The 18390-nt window shown below is 51.9% G+C and carries 15 protein-coding genes; 9 read left to right on the top strand and 6 right to left on the bottom strand.

What is annotated here, in order from left to right; all coding sequences use genetic code 11:
* The first annotated feature begins 75 nt into the window (after nt 1-75).
* The 3 genes from phoB (at nt 76) to SPK40_RS11660 (ending at nt 3237) form a co-directional block, all read left to right on the top strand.
* Nucleotides 76-765 (top strand): phosphate regulon transcriptional regulator PhoB, encoded by a 690-nt coding sequence (phoB, locus tag SPK40_RS11650; RefSeq protein WP_036751482.1) that lies wholly within the window; start codon nt 76-78, stop codon nt 763-765.
* A 75-nt stretch (nt 766-840) separates the two neighbouring features.
* Nucleotides 841-2145 carry a phosphate regulon sensor histidine kinase PhoR gene (phoR, locus tag SPK40_RS11655; RefSeq protein ID WP_248141237.1) on the top strand — a complete coding sequence of 435 codons (1305 nt, stop codon included), beginning with the start codon at nt 841-843 and terminating at the stop codon, nt 2143-2145.
* An 87-nt stretch (nt 2146-2232) separates the two neighbouring features.
* Nucleotides 2233-3237: a PstS family phosphate ABC transporter substrate-binding protein gene (locus SPK40_RS11660; RefSeq protein ID WP_330960576.1), complete on the top strand. Its 1005-nt coding sequence runs from the start codon at nt 2233-2235 to the stop codon at nt 3235-3237.
* Between the two features lie 48 nt (nt 3238-3285).
* Here the strand turns inward: SPK40_RS11660 and ppx are convergent, their stop codons facing one another.
* From ppx to SPK40_RS11675, 3 genes are read right to left on the bottom strand one after another with little or no spacing between them, the layout of a single operon-like run.
* Nucleotides 3286-4794, bottom strand: coding sequence for an exopolyphosphatase (gene ppx / locus SPK40_RS11665; RefSeq protein WP_330960577.1), 1509 nt, complete (start codon nt 4792-4794; stop codon nt 3286-3288).
* A complete protein-coding gene (ppk1, locus tag SPK40_RS11670; protein ID WP_248141235.1) occupies nt 4791-6911 on the bottom strand; it encodes a polyphosphate kinase 1 in 2121 nt (706 codons plus the stop codon). The genes ppx and ppk1 overlap by 4 nt, the downstream gene beginning before the upstream one ends.
* A 20-nt stretch (nt 6912-6931) precedes the next feature.
* Nucleotides 6932-7453 carry a glycine cleavage system protein R gene (locus SPK40_RS11675; RefSeq protein ID WP_248141234.1) on the bottom strand — a complete coding sequence of 174 codons (522 nt, stop codon included), beginning with the start codon at nt 7451-7453 and terminating at the stop codon, nt 6932-6934.
* Between the two features lie 259 nt (nt 7454-7712).
* On the opposite strand from SPK40_RS11675, the gene SPK40_RS11680 reads away from it, so the two are divergent.
* Genes SPK40_RS11680 through phoU form a run of 4 tightly spaced genes read left to right on the top strand, consistent with a single transcriptional unit; the run spans nt 7713 to nt 13116 of the window.
* Complete coding sequence (locus SPK40_RS11680) at nt 7713-9914, top strand: ABC transporter permease subunit (protein ID WP_330960578.1); 2202 nt, start codon at nt 7713-7715, stop codon at nt 9912-9914.
* Nucleotides 9915-9944: 30 nt separating this feature from the next.
* Complete coding sequence (gene pstA, locus SPK40_RS11685; protein WP_330960579.1) at nt 9945-11555, top strand: phosphate ABC transporter permease PstA; 1611 nt, start codon at nt 9945-9947, stop codon at nt 11553-11555.
* A 14-nt stretch (nt 11556-11569) separates the two neighbouring features.
* Complete coding sequence (gene pstB, locus SPK40_RS11690; RefSeq protein ID WP_248141231.1) at nt 11570-12388, top strand: phosphate ABC transporter ATP-binding protein PstB; 819 nt, start codon at nt 11570-11572, stop codon at nt 12386-12388.
* Nucleotides 12389-12399: 11 nt separating this feature from the next.
* Nucleotides 12400-13116 carry a phosphate signaling complex protein PhoU gene (phoU, locus tag SPK40_RS11695; RefSeq protein ID WP_248141230.1) on the top strand — a complete coding sequence of 239 codons (717 nt, stop codon included), beginning with the start codon at nt 12400-12402 and terminating at the stop codon, nt 13114-13116.
* 42 nt (nt 13117-13158) lie between these two features.
* On the opposite strand, the gene ppk2 is transcribed toward phoU, so the two are convergent.
* Nucleotides 13159-13968 (bottom strand): polyphosphate kinase 2, encoded by an 810-nt coding sequence (gene ppk2, locus SPK40_RS11700; RefSeq protein ID WP_248141229.1) that lies wholly within the window; start codon nt 13966-13968, stop codon nt 13159-13161.
* 191 nt (nt 13969-14159) lie between these two features.
* Between ppk2 and SPK40_RS11705 the strand changes: the two genes are divergently transcribed.
* Nucleotides 14160-15683, top strand: coding sequence for an alpha/beta hydrolase (locus SPK40_RS11705; protein WP_330960580.1), 1524 nt, complete (start codon nt 14160-14162; stop codon nt 15681-15683).
* Nucleotides 15684-15732: 49 nt separating this feature from the next.
* Here SPK40_RS11705 and SPK40_RS11710 read toward each other — a convergent pair whose 3' ends face one another.
* Nucleotides 15733-16482, bottom strand: coding sequence for a copper homeostasis protein CutC (locus tag SPK40_RS11710; protein WP_330960581.1), 750 nt, complete (start codon nt 16480-16482; stop codon nt 15733-15735).
* A gap of 144 nt (nt 16483-16626) precedes the next feature.
* Nucleotides 16627-17229, bottom strand: coding sequence for a peroxiredoxin C (locus SPK40_RS11715; RefSeq protein ID WP_248141226.1), 603 nt, complete (start codon nt 17227-17229; stop codon nt 16627-16629).
* Nucleotides 17230-17358: 129 nt separating this feature from the next.
* Here SPK40_RS11715 and SPK40_RS11720 point away from each other — a divergent pair, with 129 nt between their 5' ends.
* Nucleotides 17359-18255 (top strand): hydrogen peroxide-inducible genes activator, encoded by an 897-nt coding sequence (locus tag SPK40_RS11720; RefSeq protein ID WP_330960582.1) that lies wholly within the window; start codon nt 17359-17361, stop codon nt 18253-18255.
* Nucleotides 18256-18390: the final 135 nt, after the last annotated feature.

Genomic DNA, 18390 nt, shown 5'->3' on the forward strand with positions numbered 1-18390 from the left:
CTTTGGTCACAAAAGTGTCATACTTAATCCGGATAATGGCGCCCGACAGAGAGCAATGACTTAGGTATCGAAACTATGGTTAGACGGATTCTTGTGGTAGAGGATGAAGCACCAATCCGCGAAATGCTGTGCTTTGTGCTGGAACAAAAAGGCTACCAGGCCATTGAAGCTGAAGATTATGACTCCGCGCTGGAAAAGATCTGTGAACCTTTTCCTGAGCTGATCCTGCTTGACTGGATGCTGCCGGGTGGTTCAGGGATCAATTTGATCAAACACCTCAAACGCGATGAAGTCACCCGCAATATTCCTGTGGTGATGCTGACGGCACGTGGCGAAGAAGAAGACAAAGTCCGTGGACTGGAAGTCGGTGCGGATGATTACATCACCAAACCTTTCTCTCCGAAAGAACTGATGGCACGCCTGAAAGCGGTGATGCGTCGTGTCTCCCCAACCTCGCTGGATGAGGTCATTGATGTTCAGGGACTGAAACTGGATCCGGTTTCACACCGTGTTACTTCCAATGAAGCGCCGCTGGAAATGGGGCCGACTGAATTCAAGATGCTGCATTTCTTCATGACGCATCAGGAACGTGTTTACAGCCGTGAGCAGTTACTGAACAACGTCTGGGGCACCAATGTGTATGTGGAAGACCGGACGGTTGACGTGCATATCCGCCGCTTACGTAAAGCGCTGGAATCCGGCGGTCACGATAAAATGGTTCAGACGGTCCGTGGTGCCGGCTACCGTTTTTCCACCAGGGTTTAACGGCCACACAAGATTGAAAAGCCAGGAGTTGGTTGTCCGGTAATCGATTACTGCAACTGCTGGCGGGAGACATGAATGGTAGAACGCTTGTCCTGGAAAAAGCTGGTCAGAGAACTGGCTTTTTTTTATTTGCCCTGGGTCATCCTGGGTCTGATCTTCGGTTATATGCCCTGGTTTTTGCTGGCCGCCAGCTGGATTTTGCTGGGCTGGCATTGCCATCATCAGCTGAAAATGTCCCGCTGGCTGTGGACCGATCGCAGCCTGACGCCACCGTCCGGTTCTGGCAGCTGGGAGCCCTTATTTAACGGTATTTACCGTTTGCAGCAACGCAACCGCCGCCGCCGCCGCGAGCTGGCGACGCTGATCCGCCGTTTCCGCAATGGTGCGGAATCCCTGCCGGATGCCGTGGTGGTGTTCCGTAGTGAAGGCAATATTGTCTGGTGCACGAAACTGGCCCAGCAACTACTTGGCCTTCGCTGGCCGGAAGATGCCGGTCAGCCGGTCAGTAATTTGCTGCGTAGCCCGGATTTTGTCCGTTATCTGGCCCGTCAGGATTTTGAAGATCCGCTGGAAATCACCTCACCGCTGAACTACGACCGGACGCTGGAGCTGCGGATCATGCGCTACACCGAGGGAGAATACCTGATGGTGGTACGTGATATTTCTCAGCTCAAGCAACTGGAAGGCATGCGCCGCAACTTCTTTGCCAATGTGTCTCATGAACTGCGGACTCCAATGACGGTTTTGCAGGGCTATTTGGAAATGTCGCGTGACCCGGACATGCTGATTGGCCCGATGTGGGAAAAAGCCCATGGCGTGATGACAGAGCAGCTGACCCGGATGAATTCTCTGGTCGAACAATTGTTGACCCTGTCCAAAATTGAAGCCGCGCCGCATCTGGATCTGGAAGATAAGGTGGATGTCCCGGCGATGCTGGATGTGCTGGAGAAAGAAGCGATCTCACTCAGCGGCGATAAAGATCAGATCTTTGAATTTGAAGTCGACGAAGGTCTTCAGGTATTGGGGGATGCGGACCAGCTTCGCAGTGCCATCTCGAATCTGGTTTACAATGCGGTGAAACATACGCCACCGAAGTGTCAGGTGAAGGTGCGCTGGTTCCTGTCGCCGAAAGGGCCGCGGCTGGAAGTGACCGATACCGGCAGCGGGATTGAGCCTCAGCATATCCATCGGCTGACCGAGCGTTTTTACCGGGTCGACAAAGCCCGCTCCCGGGAAACCGGCGGCAGTGGTCTGGGGCTGGCGATCGTGAAGCACGCACTCAGCCATCATGATTCTTTCCTGGAAATTGAAAGTGTGGTCGGGCAGGGCAGTACCTTTTCCTTTACCCTGCCGCAACGGCTGACATCGAAAGCGGCCTGAAACCGCAAGGCCGGGATGGAAAGTCCCGGCACAGAATTTTGGTAAACCGTGGTAACCCGATGACGGGTGGAGGCATCAGAGCAGTACATGAAACACAGAGGTTGGGGATTGAGAGGTATTCTGGGCGGGCTGTTATGCAGTGTGCTGATCATCGGGCAGGCAATGGCAGAGAGCCAGAGCGGGCTTTTATCTGAATCGAACACAGCATTGTCGCCGTATCAGAGTGTGCAAGGTGTGACGGGAACACTGAACTCAGTCGGATCGGATACTTTTGCCAATCTGATGACCTACTGGTCTGAAGCTTTTATGCATCTCTATCCGACGGTACATGTGCAGGTGCAGGCTGCGGGTTCATCAACGGCCCCGACAGCACTGACAGAAGCCACCGCTCAGCTGGGCCCGATGAGCCGTCCCATGAAAACCCGTGAAATTGCGGCGTTTGAGCATAATTACGGCTATCCGCCGACAGCAGTGCGGGTTGCAATTGATGCACTGGCGGTTTTTGTTCACGAAGACAACCCATTGCCCGGTCTCCGATTCCGGCAGCTGGATGCCGTGTTTTCCCGGACGCTGCGTTGCGGTGCTAACCAGTCTGTCACACACTGGGGTCAGCTGGGGCTGACAGGCCGCTGGACTCAGCGGGATATTCAGCGGTTCGGGCGAAATTCGGTTTCCGGTACTTATGGTTACTTCAAACAAAAAGCATTGTGTAACGGGGATTTTCGGCAGGATGTGAATGAACAGCCTGGCTCTGCTTCCGTAGTGCAGTCGGTATCGACGTCGTTAAATGCAATTGGTTATTCGGGGATTGGTTACCGGACGACAGGGATCCGGGCGATTCCGATTGCGCAGGGGGACGGGCCTTTTGTTGCTGCCACCAAGGAAAACGTGGCAAACGGCAGTTATCCGCTGGCCCGCTATCTTTATATCTATATTAATAAAGTCCCGGGCAAGCCGTTGCCAAAACCTGAAGCAGAATTTCTGCGCTTTGTGCTGTCTCAGCAGGGGCAGCAGATGGTTGATAAAGACGGTTATGTGTCGTTACCACCGGCGGTGGTAGCCAGAGAACTGGCAGCACTGGGGCTGGATTAATTCAGCACACAGAAAAAAAGCGGCTTTTCAGCCGCTTTTTTTGATGGGTTAGTCCAATTCCTCAAGCGGATTGATCACAAGCTCCCAGCCGGCTTTTCGCCAGTAGTCCTGCTCTTTGGTCAGATCGGCGGCCAGCAGGCGGTTGTTGGTCTGCCAGCCATCGGGCAGGCTGAGCAGCCACTTTTCTTTATCCGCGGTCAGAACCATGGAAGGCAACGCTTCGTCAGTCCGCTGACCATGCAGGGCGACGGCCAGCCGTAACGCCCGGATCATCGGGTAGAGGTGCTTGCGTTTATAAATGCTCAGCTCGGGCATTTCGTCGAGTTTGAGTGATTTACGCTGAAAGCGGACTAAAGTTGCCAGAACGGTCTGCTCTTCCAGGTTGAAGCCCGGCATGGTGCTGTGACGCAGCAGATATGCGGAATGGCGGTGAAAGCCCGGATAACTGATGCTGAGTCCGACTTCGTGGAGCTGGGCTCCCCAGCTCAGTAAAGCGGCCAGCTCGGTGTGGGTGCCATTTGAGGTTGCCTGACGGTAGATCTGTTCAGCGGTATCCCGGACTCTGTTGGCCTGATCAATATCCACATTGTACTGAGTGGCCATGGCGATGGCTGTCCGGCTGCGGATATCACTGTGGCGAAACCGCTCTTCCATCTCATAGAGCAGACCTTCGCGCAATGCCCCATCAGAAAAAACCATACTCTCGATCTTCAGTGCACTGAAGACGGCACTCAGAATGGCGACTCCGGCTGCAAAGACGGGTTTTCGGTCATCCGTAAGCCCCGGCAGTGCCAGTTCATCACTGTGTTTGCAGGCTGTGACCAGTTTGACGACCTCTTCCAGTCGTTCTTTGGTAATGATGCCATCAGCATGACCCTGTGCGATGATCACTTCACGAATGGCTTTGATGGTGCCGGAGGCGCCAATGGCGGCTTCCCAGCCCAGTTTTTTGTACTGGCTGGCGATGCTTTCCATTTTCTGCAGCGCGGCCATCTGGGCATTCGCCATGGCTTTGGCGGAAATTTTTCCTTCGGGGAAGTAGTGCAGATTGTAACTGACACAGCCCATATGCTTGCTGTATTGCAGCTTGGGTTCAAATCCCTCACCGATAATCAGTTCAGTACTGCCGCCTCCGATATCCACGACCAGCTTCTGGCCGGGTTCATGCTGGGTATGGGCGACACCCAGAAAAATCAGCCGGGCTTCTTCGGTTCCCGGAATGATTTCAATCGGGTAAGGCAGGACACTTTCTGCCCGCATCAGGAAGACCTGGGCATTCCGGGCCTGGCGCAGGGTATAGGTGGCGGCAATACGGACATTTTCCGGGTCAAACCCCTGAATCCGTTCGGCAAACATCGCCAGACAACTCAGGCCGCGCTGAATGGCGGCCTGATCCAATTCCATGTTGTCATTCAGGCCGTCAGCCAGATGCACACGCTGTTTGTGGCGGCTGACGATCTGCAGGCTGTGGCCGACCACCCGGGCCACCACCATATGGAAGCTGTTGGAGCCCATATCGATGGCTGCGATTTCTCGGGGACGATCGATCTCTATCATGCGGCGTTTTCGTTATTCTCAGTAATGACGTCTTCAGCCTTCTGGCTGGCCTGTTTTTGCAGTTTTTTCTCTGATTGCTTCAGGTAATCGTAAATTTCAATCTGAGAGCGGATCTTGCGTTTGTTTCCGCGCGGCACGTACTCGTTGCCCATGGTTTTATCCAGCACCCGGGCTTTCACCGTATCGGAAAACTGGATGTTCAGAATATCAATGATCTTCTGTTTCAGTTCGGGCTGACGGATCGGGCAGCCGACTTCGATCCGGTTGTCGATGTTCCGGGTCATCCAGTCGGCGGATGAAATATAAATCTCCGGATCGCCATTGTTCTCAAAGACCATGACGCGCGGATGCTCCAGGAAGCGATCGACGATACTGATGATTTTAATGTTATCGCTGACGCCCGGGATATCCGGTACCAGAGAGCACATACCGCGGATGATCATATTGATCTTCACACCGGCGCTGCTGGCCTGATACAAGCGGTTAATCAGCCCTTTATCCACCAGGTTATTTATCTTCAGTGTAATGCCCGATGGCAGTTTTTGCTTGGCATTGGCAATTTCATTGTCGATCAGTTCGTACATCCGGCTGCGGGAGTTCCTGGGCGACACGATTAACTGATTGAATTTCACCGGACGATAAGGGTTCTGAATAAAACTGAACACCTGGCGGACTTCATTGGTCAGTTCAGGATCAGCGGTGAAGAGCGAAAAGTCGGTATAAATACGGGCGGTTTTCTCGTGGAAGTTGCCGGTTCCGACATGGGCATACCGGACGATCGCATCGTCTTCCTGACGCGTCACCAGACATAACTTCGAGTGTATTTTCAGCCCCGGAACACCGAATACGACACGCACATCTGATTCAGTCAGGCGTCTGGCCCACTCAATATTCGCTTCTTCATCAAAACGGGCCTGCAGTTCGACCACGACCGTGACTTGTTTACCGTTGTTGGCGGCGTCAATCATGGAATCGATGATGCGAGAATTTTTCGCGACCCGGTAAATGTTGATGTGGATACTGCGGACCTTGGGGTCAAATGCGGCCTGACGGACAAATTCCGTCATGTGGTTAAAGGTGTGATAAGGGTAATACAGCAGAATATCCTGCGCCTTAATCGCCTCGAACGCATTGCGAGCACTGATAAACGGGTAACTTTCAAGTGGCGGGAGTGGCTTGTTCTCCAGATACTTACGGCCGATATTCGGGAAACTGATGAAGTCCTTGAAGTTATGATAACGGCCACCCGGAATGATACTGTCATAGCTGGAAACCTTGAGCAGATGGCACAGCTTTTCAATCATTTCACCCGGCATATCCCGCTGATACACAAAGCGAACCGGCATGGCCGTCAGACGCTGATTCAGACCTTCTGACATCTGCTCCAGAAGACTGTGATCAACTTCCTGACTGAGATCGTATTCAGCGTCCCGGGTCATTTTCATCGAGTAAGCAGACAGGCTGTCGTATTCGAAGAAACCACTGAAAATGTCATCCAGACAGAGCCGGATAATGTTATCCAGAAGAATCAGTGTTTTCCGGTTTTTCCCTTTCGCTTCAGGAACTTTGATGAATCGGGGTAATTGATCTGTCGGTATTTCCACCAGTGCATACTGGCTGGATTCGCCCTGTTTCATGTCAATTGCCAGATAAGAATATTCATCTTTCAGAAACTGCAGCAGCTCAATATCGTCTGTAAGCAGAATCGGGGTGACATGCGGCAGAATCGTGTTGCGAAAATACCGTTTCAGCCATTCGGTCTGGTTTTCATCAATTTGCTGTTCATTGACCAGAAAAATATTGCGCCGGGCCATTTCCAGCAGGATTTCGTTATACAGGGTATCGAAATCCTGATTCATTTTGAGGACCCGGCTTTGAATCTTACTCAGCAGATGCTTGGCATTGTCATCGCCGCCACGCTCCTGGCTGATGAGAATGCGCCGTTTTACATCTGCGAAGCGAACTTTATAAAACTCATCCGTGTTGCTGGAAAAAATGCCCAGAAAACGGACGCGTTCAATCAGGGGAACGGACTTGTCCGCCGCTTCCTGCAGGACACGTTCGTTGAATGACAACCAGCTAAGTTCTTTGTCAATATACAGCGGTTCAGTACTCATAGTTTTCCTAACAAGAGCAATTAATGGACTTCTATACCCTCGGGTTCCTCAAAATCGATGGTCAGATCATCGGCCAGACTTTCCAGTTGTTGCTGGACCGTGGCAACCGTGAGTGTTGCAGGGATCTCGAGTTCGAACCACGCGGTGAAAATGGGATATCCCCAGTTGGGCGCACTGTGGGTATCCGTTTTCAGTTTATGGATGTTGATACCAAGCTCGCTCAGGCGGGTTGTGACCTCTTTGACAATGCCGGGACGGTCATTGCCGGTGACGGTCAGTGCCTGTAGCTGTTTGGGGGCCGGTGGGGTGTGGCTGTCTTCAGCAATATGAATGTTCAGCCCATCCAGTTTTGACATGGCCTGACGCAGCGATTTAACCGATTCTTCGGGGACATCCACCTGGAGGATCCCAGCGAACTGTCCGGCCAGCTTGCTCATGCTGCTGCCCAGCCAGTTTCCATGATGTTTGTAGACGGTATCAGATAAAGATCCGACTAACCCCGGGCGATCCTGGCCGATGACAGTGATAACAAGATGTTTCATGTCGCGTCTCCTTCTGGTAGCGGTTCAATTCATTATCTGACCACCCTCAGTTTATGTCCAGACAGGATATGCATTGAGTTCCCAGAATCAGGCTGCCGTCATAAAGCCTTCAGATTATTCATTTTTTGTGACAATTTGATGTCAACCTTCTAACTGCTGCACAGTTTCATCCGACAAATGAAAAACTTACCGCAGGTGTAATATAATTGTCATCTTGCAGACATATACTTTGTCAGTTTGTAATTTTCATGGGGTGAGAATGGCAGATGCCGGTGCATTTTTGACGAACGATAGCCGTCGCCGTCAGCTGAAAGACAGGGTGGCGCGTTTTAGTGTGATTGCCGGTGGAATTTCTGTCCTTCTGACTCTGGTTCTGATCTTTTTCTATCTGCTCTATGTGATCGTGCCAGTTTTTTCGCCAGCCCGGATCACATCTCTTCAGTCATTCACCGTGCCTTTGTCCGGTACGCAGGCTGTGCGTCTGAACGAGCAGAATACCTACGCCTTTCATTTTTCATCGGACGGACAGGTCAGTCTGGTATCGCTCGCCCATGCGGCGCATCCGGATACCCGTAAACATATATCCGTCATGGATCACCCGGTCAGTTTTGCTGCGGCATTGCCCCATGAGAACGTCTATGTGTATGGGAACGAGACTGGCGGGGTCAGTGTTATCAAGCCCTTGATCCGTCAGGGCGGTCTGAGTGTTTCTTATCCGTTGGATCAGGCATATATCCAGTTAGATCCTGAGCGTCAGCCCTTAGACCGGCTGGCTGTGTCTGTCCGGAATGAAACAGCAACACTGATCGGGCTGACCCGGGATCAGCGTCTGGTTGCGCTGACCTACCATCGCAGCCATGGACTGAATCCCGGGAACGATGCCTGGCAGGAACAAAGGGTGACGATGCCGGAAATCCCGGATGCCGTCACTGAAATGATTGCCACACCTGACGGCCGCACACTCTATGTGCTGGCGGGACGGCAGGTGCTGGCCATTGATTTACAGTCACTTCAGGCCCGGATCCGTCTGCGGCAGGATGTTGGTCCGGAAGATGCCGCGCCCGTTGCGATGACGGCCCTGTCCGGGGCGAATTCCCTGTTGATTACCGGCGCTGACGGCCGGGTGACCCAGTGGTTTGAAGTGGTGAAAGACGGGCAGCGTCAGTTGGTTTCGGCGCGAACCTTTGACGCGGAAGGCGGCGCGTTCAACCGTCTGGTGCCCGAATATTACCGGAAAGGTTTTTTTGCCCTGCAGGATGACGGGCTACTGAAGGTGTTTTTCACCTCGGACAACCTGGCACCGGTGCTGAGCCAGTCTCTGTTCAGTCAGGTGCCGGATCAGATGGTGGTTTCATCCCGTGCGGATCGCTTGCTCGCGATTACCGGTGAGCAATGGCAGCTGTTTCGCGTTGACAATCCTTATCCGGAGGTCAGCGTCAGCAGTTTATGGCAGAAGGTCTGGTATGAAGGTTATCCGGAGCCGGACTATGTCTGGCAGTCGACGTCAGCGTCTGATGAAGCAGAACCCAAACTGAGCCTGATGCCGATTGTATTTGGGACACTGAAAGCGGCGTTTTATGCGCTGTGTTTCGCCATTCCGCTGGCACTGGCTGGTGCGGTTTATACGGCGTATTTCATGTCCACGAAAATGCGCCGGGTGGTGAAGCCGACGGTTGAGATTATGGAAGCGTTACCGACGGTGATTCTGGGATTTCTGGCAGGGATCTGGCTAGCGCCTATTGTGGAAAATCACCTGATCGGTATTGTTCTGAGTCTGGTGTTCTTACCGCTGGCGATGATGGGAGTCGGGCTGGGATGGGCGATGCTGCCCGGCGGCTGGCACCGGCGGATCCCGACCGGGATGCATATTTTGCTTTTGATGCCGGTGTCTGTGCTTGCGGTTTATCTGTGTTTTTCGCTCAGCCCCTGGATTGAGCAGGCTTTTTTTGCCGGCGATATTCGCAGTTATCTGACCAATGTCTGGGGAATCGGATACGACCAGCGGAATGCGCTGGTGGTCGGGATTGCCATGGGATTTGCGGTGATCCCGACGATCTTCACGATAGCTGAAGATGCGATTTATTCTGTGCCTTCACATCTGAGTCATGGCTCGCTGGCACTGGGAGGAACGCCCTGGCAGACCCTGACCCGCGTGGTCCTGCTGACGGCAAGTCCCGGGATCTTCTCGGCGGTCATGATGGGGCTGGGTCGTGCGGTCGGTGAGACGATGATTGTCCTGATGGCGACAGGCAATACGCCGCTGATGGACTGGAATGTGCTGGAAGGCTTACGGACGCTGTCAGCGACGATTGCGATTGAAATGCCGGAATCAGAAGTTGGCAGTGCCCATTACCGTGTGCTCTTTCTGGCGGCTTTTGTGTTGTTTGTCTTTACTTTTTTCTTCAATACCCTGGCAGAGATTGTCCGGCAGCGACTGCGTGAGAAATACAAGTCGCTGTGACGGCGGGGGAAAGGCTGAGTTGCAGAATCAATGTTGAAATGGATGCGTTCCGGATCGCCCTGGATCTGGCTGACTGCAGGCTCGGTCAGTTTAAGTCTGCTGGCGGTACTGGGACTATTACTGATGATTGGCTGGAAGGGATTGAGCTACTTCTGGCCGGCACCTGTGTACCAGTTTTCGGTCAGCATGGCTGACCGGGAGCAGGTCGTGCTGGGTGAAATTTATGAAACCAGAGCTGTGCCGCGTCAGCAACTGCTGGAAGCCGGGTATTCGCTGCAGGGAAACGACAGCCCGACGATTGATCGCTATCTGATTAAAACCGGAAACCGGGAACTGGCAGAGCTGGATTTCGTAACCGTGCTGGCAACCCAGATCCAGTCGCAAACCGTCGCCCACGGGGTGGCGGTGATGGACCGGGTGAGAAACGGTAAGTTTTACGGTTACCCGCAGGCGGTTTTAGACGGCAGTACCCGGCATGAGGTTTCTTCACTGGCGTCGCTGGGAACATGGCTGACAGAAGCGGAAGTCATGCGCGAGGCCATTCGGGAGCTGAACGACAGTCAGTATATTCCGCTGTACCGGCAACTGGCCGGGATGAAAAATCAGCGTGGTCAGACGGCTCCGGAAACCTCGCGTCAGGCACTGCAGTCACAGCTTGAAAATGTTGAGCAACAGCTAAAGCAGATGAAGCAAAAGCTGGATGGGCAGGCACTGCTGGTCAGAGATGCACAAGGGCAGACAGTCCGGATTCCGCTGGCTGAAATTTTGTATCTCTGGTATCCCAACGATATGAAGTTCAGCGAAAAGGTCGCGCACTGGGGGCGCCAGGTCGGACACTTTGTGACCGATGCGCCTCGTGAAGCCAATACGGAAGGCGGTGTGTTTCCTGCTATTTTCGGCACCGTGCTGATGGTATTACTGATGAGTGTTATCGTGACGCCATTAGGGGTACTGGCCGCGATATACTTACATGAATACGCTGAGCAGAACCGGTTTACCCGTCTGATTCGGGTGGCGGTTATCAATCTGGCGGGTGTTCCGTCGATTGTGTACGGAGTTTTTGGTCTCGGCTTTTTTGTTTATATGATTGGCGGCACGATTGATGAGATTTTCTTTTCCGATCAGCTGCCTTCCCCGACTTTCGGAACGCCGGGCATTTTATGGTCGGCACTGACACTGGCGATTTTGACCCTGCCCGTGGTGATTGTTTCTACGGAGGAGGGGCTGGCAAGGATCCCGCCTTCGATTCGCCACGGCTCGCTGGCCTTGGGGGCTACACAGGCTGAAACGTTGTGGCGCATTGTGATTCCAATGGCCAGTCCTGCCATTATGACCGGTCTGATCCTGGCGGTGGCGAGGGCTGCCGGTGAAGTTGCACCACTGATGCTGGTCGGAGTCGTGAAAATGGCGCCGTCCCTGCCGGTCGATACTCAGTTTCCGTATTTACATTTAGATCGGAAGTTCATGCATCTTGGCTACCATATTTATGATGTGGGCTTTCAAAGTCCGAATGTTGAAGCAGCCCGGCCATTGGTGTATGCCACTTCGCTGCTGCTGGTCACTGTGATTGTGGGGCTGAACCTGACCGCGATCGGGATTCGTAATCACCTGCGGGAGAAATTCCGCGATCTGGAACAATAACGAGAAGGATGTAGATGTTTTCATTCAACGCCAGTATGGACTTGCTCAAGCCAGTCGATCTGACCGCATTACCCGAGGAGAAAACTGCCCTGACCATTGATGGGCTGGATCTGTTCTATGGTCAGAAACAGGCGCTGTATCATATCGACATGAAGATTGCCAAAGGGCAGGTGACGGCTTTTATCGGTCCGTCAGGCTGCGGTAAATCGACGCTTCTTCGTTGTATTAACCGGATGAATGAACTGGTGGAAGGATGCCGGGTGGAAGGGCAGATCCTGCTGCACGGCAGAAACATCTATGATCAGGATGTGGATGTTGCCTCATTGCGCCGCCGGGTGGGAATGGTGTTTCAACGGCCGAATCCGTTTCCTAAATCGATTTATGAAAATGTGGTGTACGGCCTGCGTCTGCAGGGGGTGAAAAACACCCGGGTACTGGATGATGCGGTGGAAAACTCACTGCGTGGCGCGGCTTTGTGGGACGAAGTCAAAGATCGGTTGCATGAAAATGCCTTTGGTCTGTCGGGGGGGCAGCAGCAGCGGCTGGTGATCGCCCGTGCAATTGCGATTGAGCCCGAAGTGATTCTGCTGGATGAGCCAACGTCGGCGCTAGACCCGATATCGACCCTGACCATTGAAGAGCTGATTAACGATCTCAAGAAAAAGTACACGGTGATTATCGTGACGCATAACATGCAGCAGGCTGCCCGGGTCTCGGACAATACCGCCTTTATGCACATGGGAGAGCTGGTGGAATATGCGTCTACCAATGATATTTTCACCACCCCGAAAGAGAAACGCACAGAAGATTACATTACTGGCCGGTACGGCTGAGGAGTTACAGATTGGATAATTTGAGTCTTAGCCGTCATATCTCCGGCCAGTTTAACGCAGAACTGGAAAGTATCCGCTCTCATGTGCTGGCGATGGGCGGACTGGTTGAGCAGCAACTGACGGATGCCCTGAAAGCTATGCACAAGCAGGATGTGGATCTGGCACGTCGGGTGATTAAGGACGATCACAAGGTCAATGCGATGGAGGTCGCGATTGATGAGGCCTGTACCCGGATCATTGCCAAGCGACAGCCGACAGCCAGTGATCTGCGTCTGGTGATTGCCATCATCAAAACCATTACGGATCTGGAGCGGATCGGGGATGTTGCGGAAAGCATTGCTAAAGTCGCTCTGGAAAACTTTACCAACAAGCAGTACAACCTGCTGGTATCACTGGAAGCACTGGGTCAGCATGCCGCCCGTATGCTGCATGAGGTACTGGATGCTTTTGCCCGGATGGATGTGAAAGCCGCGATCCGTGTTTATCAGGAAGACGACCGGATTGATAAGGAATATGAAGCGATCATTCGTCAGCTGATGACTTATATGATGGAAGATCCGCGTTCGATTCCGAATGTGCTGCAGGTGATGTGGTCAGCCCGGTCCATTGAGCGGGTCGGTGACCGGTGTCAGAACATCTGTGAGTACATTATTTATTTTGTGAAAGGGAAGGATATTCGTCATACCAGCCCGCAGGAAATGGAAAATTTTCTCGACAGTCATCGCTGAACAACAGGGAGCCAGAAGGCTCCCTGTTTGTCTGATAAGTCACTAGTCACCATTTTTATCAAAACGGTCAGGCACGAACGTCTGTTCATCCATCGGCGGACGAGAATAACCTTCCTGATTGATCTCCGGCAGCACGACTTCAGGGTACTCAATGTCTTCGTAAGGGATCTGGCTCAGCATGTGGGATATGCAGTTGATACGGGCTTTTTTCTTATCATCGCTGTCGACCACCCACCAGGGACTTTGTTTGGTATCGGTATGGGCAAACATCTTGTCTTTGGCCGCTGAATAGTCTGCCCAGCGGGAACGGGATTCCAGATCCATCGGGCTGAACTTCCAGCGTTTGATGGGCGTGTTGATCCGCTCCAGAAAGCGTTTCTCCTGTTCTTCATCGGAAACTGAAAACCAATATTTGATTAAGATGATGCCAGAGCGTTGCAACATGCGTTCGAATTCAGGGCACGCCAGCAGAAACTCTTCGTACTCCTCGCCGGTACAAAAGCCCATCACCTTTTCGACGCCAGCCCGGTTGTACCAGCTTCGGTCGAACAGGACGATCTCACCCGCGGCAGGAAGTTGCTCGACATACCGCTGAAAATACCACTGGGAACGTTCTTTTTCTGTTGGCTTGGGTAAAGCGACGACCCGGCACACACGCGGGTTGAGCTTTTCCGTGATCCGCTTGATGGTGCCGCCTTTGCCCGCAGCATCCCGGCCTTCAAATATCACCACAATGCGCAAGCCTTCCTGCTTGACCCATTCCTGGCATTTCACCAGCTCGATTTGGAGAAGTTCGAGCGCCTCATCATAATCTTTCTTTTTCAATTTCTTACTTAAATCAAAACTACTCATATCTTACTCCGTTTTTATGGAACGGTGTGCACAGTTACTGGTATCATCCCGGCTGACTTTTATTGTTTCAAGTGCATATGTTTCAAAATGTTGCATCAAGCATAAGAGATACTGAAAGTAATATTCCGGTGAACTGTTTTTATCTGGCAATTGCTTGATTTTATATCAGTTCCAGCATTTTTCGGGACAAAGTGAGTAATGATGAAAACGCTCAAAAATTCAAGGGTAGTAAAATGAAGACGTTAGCAATTGGAGCGCTTGTATGTTTGTTTTTAGCTGGCTGTGGCGGCGATAAAAATAACCATTTTTCAGCCAGACAACAGTTAATTGAGCAAAATTGCCCTGACAACATGACCTGTGATTTTCTGCAGGTTCCTAAGGATTACTCACAGCCGGACGGGGATATGGTCGACATATTTTATGGTGTCCACCCTGCGCGCAATCCTGCTGAACGTATCGGCGCTTTGCTGATGAACTTTGGCGGGCCAGGAGCCGAAGCCGTTCAAAGTGCCGCTGACATGGCTGAGAGATTATTCCCTGCTGAAATTTTAGACCGGTTTGATATTGTCGGGATCGATCCAAGAGGGGCTGGTCTCAGTGCGTTCGCTGATTCGTTAACGCAATGTGCGGTTGCTGAATACAATGAAACCGGAAATTGTGAGAATACTTTCAGACAAATTGCGCCGTTTCTTGGCAGTAATTCTGTGGTTCATGATATTGACAGGCTTCGTGAAAAACTTGGTGATGAAAAGCTAACGTTCCTTGGGTATTCATACGGAACGCGTTTGGGAGCCTTGTATGCCAATACTTTCCCGGAGCGTGTTCGTGCCATCGTGCTGGATTCCCCGATGTCTCCTTCTCTGGCGAATAATATTGAAATCAGATTAGGTAATGCAGCCGGTTACGAGAAAATTGCCGCGTATCGGTTAGATTATAAGAATTTTCCGGACCGCGATGCCCGGTATCGTACCGTCATGGAAGCAGCGTTCGTCAATGGTAGCTATGCAGCTCTTGACGGAAATCTGGATAAAGAGAAAGTGGCTCAGGCGATGAACGCAACGGTGGCCAGAGAATCTGAGAATGAGTGGCAGATAATCAATTTCTCGCTGAGAAGCTTATTGGATGAAGATAAAAGGCGATCGCTGATCTTGGATTTAGCCTGGCTGCGTCGTAATAACCAATACTCACGACTAGCGGCGGATGATCTCCGGGACAGTGCCTTGTTCCAGGCTGTTGTTTGTACCGATGAAAGGATCCCATTGTCAAATAGTGAGATTTTATCCTCTCAATACCGTTATGAAGATGCTTCAGCGTTGTATGGTAAATTAACCCATGAAGAAACAGCTGAACTTTGTCTGGGATGGCAAGCCCAGCGGGATCCGGTTGCGGATATGTCTGATCTGGGTTTGAAGTTAAATGGCCAGCAAATATTAGTCATTGGGGGCCAGTATGACCCGGCTACACCATATACCTGGGCGCAGGAAATGGTGCAGGCACTCGGAAATTCAGCGAGCTTCCTGACGATGCATGACTATGTGAATCATGGCTTTAGTTACAGCGATAACACGTGTATTGATCAGGCCACCACAAGTTATCTGATCAATCCGGAAGACAAAATTTCGGATCGAGAGTGCTCGCGATACATCTGGTTTTCAGAGCGGTTTGGTAATCAGCCGAGGGTTCCTCATCCGGTTGATAAGATTAAAGGTTTTTAAATCACAGGCCTGCCAGATTGCAGGCCTTTTTTTGTTTGTCTTTGGCTGTCTATCTGAGTGCTTTGCGCACCGCCGCTATTTTCTCGCAGTCGGTGACCGGTATAGAAAAGTCATCCACGTCCTGACTTCCCATTTGGGCTTCTGAGGCAAGATGAGTCATCTGACTTGGCCGTGTTGTCTTACCGGACAGGTGTAACTCTTTGACGCCGGTTCGGGACAGAATCTGTGAGGCGTTGTCGGCTGTGACGCCGGCGCCGGCCATAATGCTGAGTCGGTTGCCGCAGTAGCGGACCATGTCTGCCAGTGTTTCAGCACCTTCCAGAGCCGATGCCTTCAGGCCGGATGTCAGTACGCGCTCACATCCGGCATTCATCAGGCTGTCCAGTGCTTCACGGTAGTCGGTACACTGATCAATGGCGCGGTGGAAGGTCACGCCCAGTCCGTTTGCAGCTTGCATCAGTGCAGCGAGCTGGTTCGTATCGACCCGGCCATCCGGTGTTAACACGCCGAGTACCACGCCTTGTAAACCTGCCTGTCTGGCTGCATGAATATCGGCCAGCATGATTTCCATGTCTTCGCCGGAAAACAAAAAGTCGCCTTGTCGCGGCCGGATCATGGCGTAGACAGGCACAGTCGACAGGCGTGCAGCCTGACGCATGAAGCCGGCACTTGGGGTGAGTCCGCCGAGTGAAAGAGATGAGCAGAGTTCGATGCGGGTTGCGCCACCTTGTTGTGCGGCATGAAGTGATTCAATGTTATCAATACAGACTTCAAGGTGAGTCAGCGGGAATGAGGTCATGAGACAGCCTTTCGCAATAAAATCCGGGTCGAGTGTAATCGGAGATGATGCAGGTGTCGAAGAGTGGGATCAACAAGTGTTGCGCAGACAGAAAAATAAGCCCGGCACAAAGGCCGGGCTGAGCAATTTAGTGCAAGGCAAGCATTACAGGTCTGCAGTGTGCTCAGACAGGTAAGCAGCAACGCCTTTAGGAGAAGCGTCCATACCCGCTTTACCTTCTTCCCATTGTGCCGGGCAAACTTCACCGTTCTTCTGGTGGAAGTTCAGAGCGTCAACCATACGCAGCATCTCGTCGATGTTACGGCCCAGTGGCAGGTCGTTCACAACTTGGTGACGAACAACACCTTCTTCGTCAATCAGGAAAGAACCACGGAAAGCAACACCAGCTTCAGGGTGCTCAACGTCGTATGCTTTACAGATTTCGTGCTTCACGTCAGCAATCAGAGGGTATTTCACCTGGCCGATACCGCCGTTCTCAACAGCAGTGTTACGCCATGCGTTGTGAGAGAACTGAGAATCGATCGATACACCGATAACTTCAACGCCTTTCGCTTGGAAGTCAGCGAAACGTTTGTCGAAAGCAATCAGTTCAGAAGGACATACGAAAGTGAAGTCCAGTGGGTAGAAGAATACAACCGCTTTTTTACCTTCAGTGAACTGCTTGAAGTTGAAGTTTTCAACGATTTCACCGTTACCCAGAACTGCAGCAGCTGTGAAATCTGGTGCTTGACGACCTACTAGTACCATGTTGGTGCTCCTAATATTGGAATGATTACCACCCCCAAAGGGCAGTCCCTGATAAAACAGGACACACTATAGCGAAAGTGCTACATTGAAAAAAGTGGAATAAATAGATTATTACAATCGAAAAATACGATGAGCAAATTTCCCTCGCTTAAACAGCTTCATTATCTGGTTACACTCTATGAAACCCGCCATTTTGGCGAAGCGGCCAAACAATGCTTTGTCAGTCAGTCGACTTTAAGTTCCGGTATTCAGAATCTTGAGGATCTGATCGGCTGCCAGCTGATTGAACGGGATAACAAAGCGCTGGTTTTTACCGCGACCGGGGAAGAAGTGGTGGTCCGCAGCCGTGAACTGCTGGCACGAACCCAGGACATGATGGAACTCACCAAAAGCGGCGACGATACCATGGCCGGACAGGTCCGGCTGGGATGTATTCCGACGATCGCTCCTTTCCTGCTGGGCGATCTGGTTCAGGCGGTCAACCGGCGTTACCCGCAGCTTCATCTTTTGTTGCGAGAAGACACCACGGATAATTTGCTCAGTGCTTTGCGCAATGGCGATATGGATGTCCTGATTCTGGCGCTGCCGGTTGAAATCAGTGGTATGCACAGCCAGGTTGTGGGTCGGGATCCGTTCAAAATGGTGCTCAGCAAAACACAGGCTTCTCAGGTGACGGCCCCGTTACGATATGCAGATTTACCCGACGAATCTGTCTTTTTACTTGAAAAAGAGCACTGCCTGACCGGTCATGCTGTCTCAGCTTGTCAGTTAACCAGTAAAGAAAAAATTAATCCCTTCACGGCCACCAGTCTTCATACACTGGTTCAGATGGTGTCGAACGGCTTAGGTTCGACATTCATTCCCCAGATGGCCATCAAACATGGTTTGGTTGATAACCCGGATCTGGTGATACTGGATCCGCCCGGCCAAGCCGCATTTCGGGAAATTGGTCTGGTCTGGCGGCCCACGTCGAGCCGAATTTCCACTTTTCAGAGCCTCGCAGAGATAGTCGCAGCCCTGCTTTAATCACATTCAGGATGCCCGGCAGAGATATTTTTATTTTTTGGTGAAATATTCTGCCGATCCTCAGTTCCTGTGAATCTTTGTTCTGTTGCGTATTTTTCGCAAGTGATTCATTTTGTAGGTTTTTTTTGTTTCGCT

The sequence above is a fragment of the Photobacterium sp. 53610 genome, assembly GCF_036409375.1.
Taxonomy (GTDB): domain Bacteria; phylum Pseudomonadota; class Gammaproteobacteria; order Enterobacterales; family Vibrionaceae; genus Photobacterium.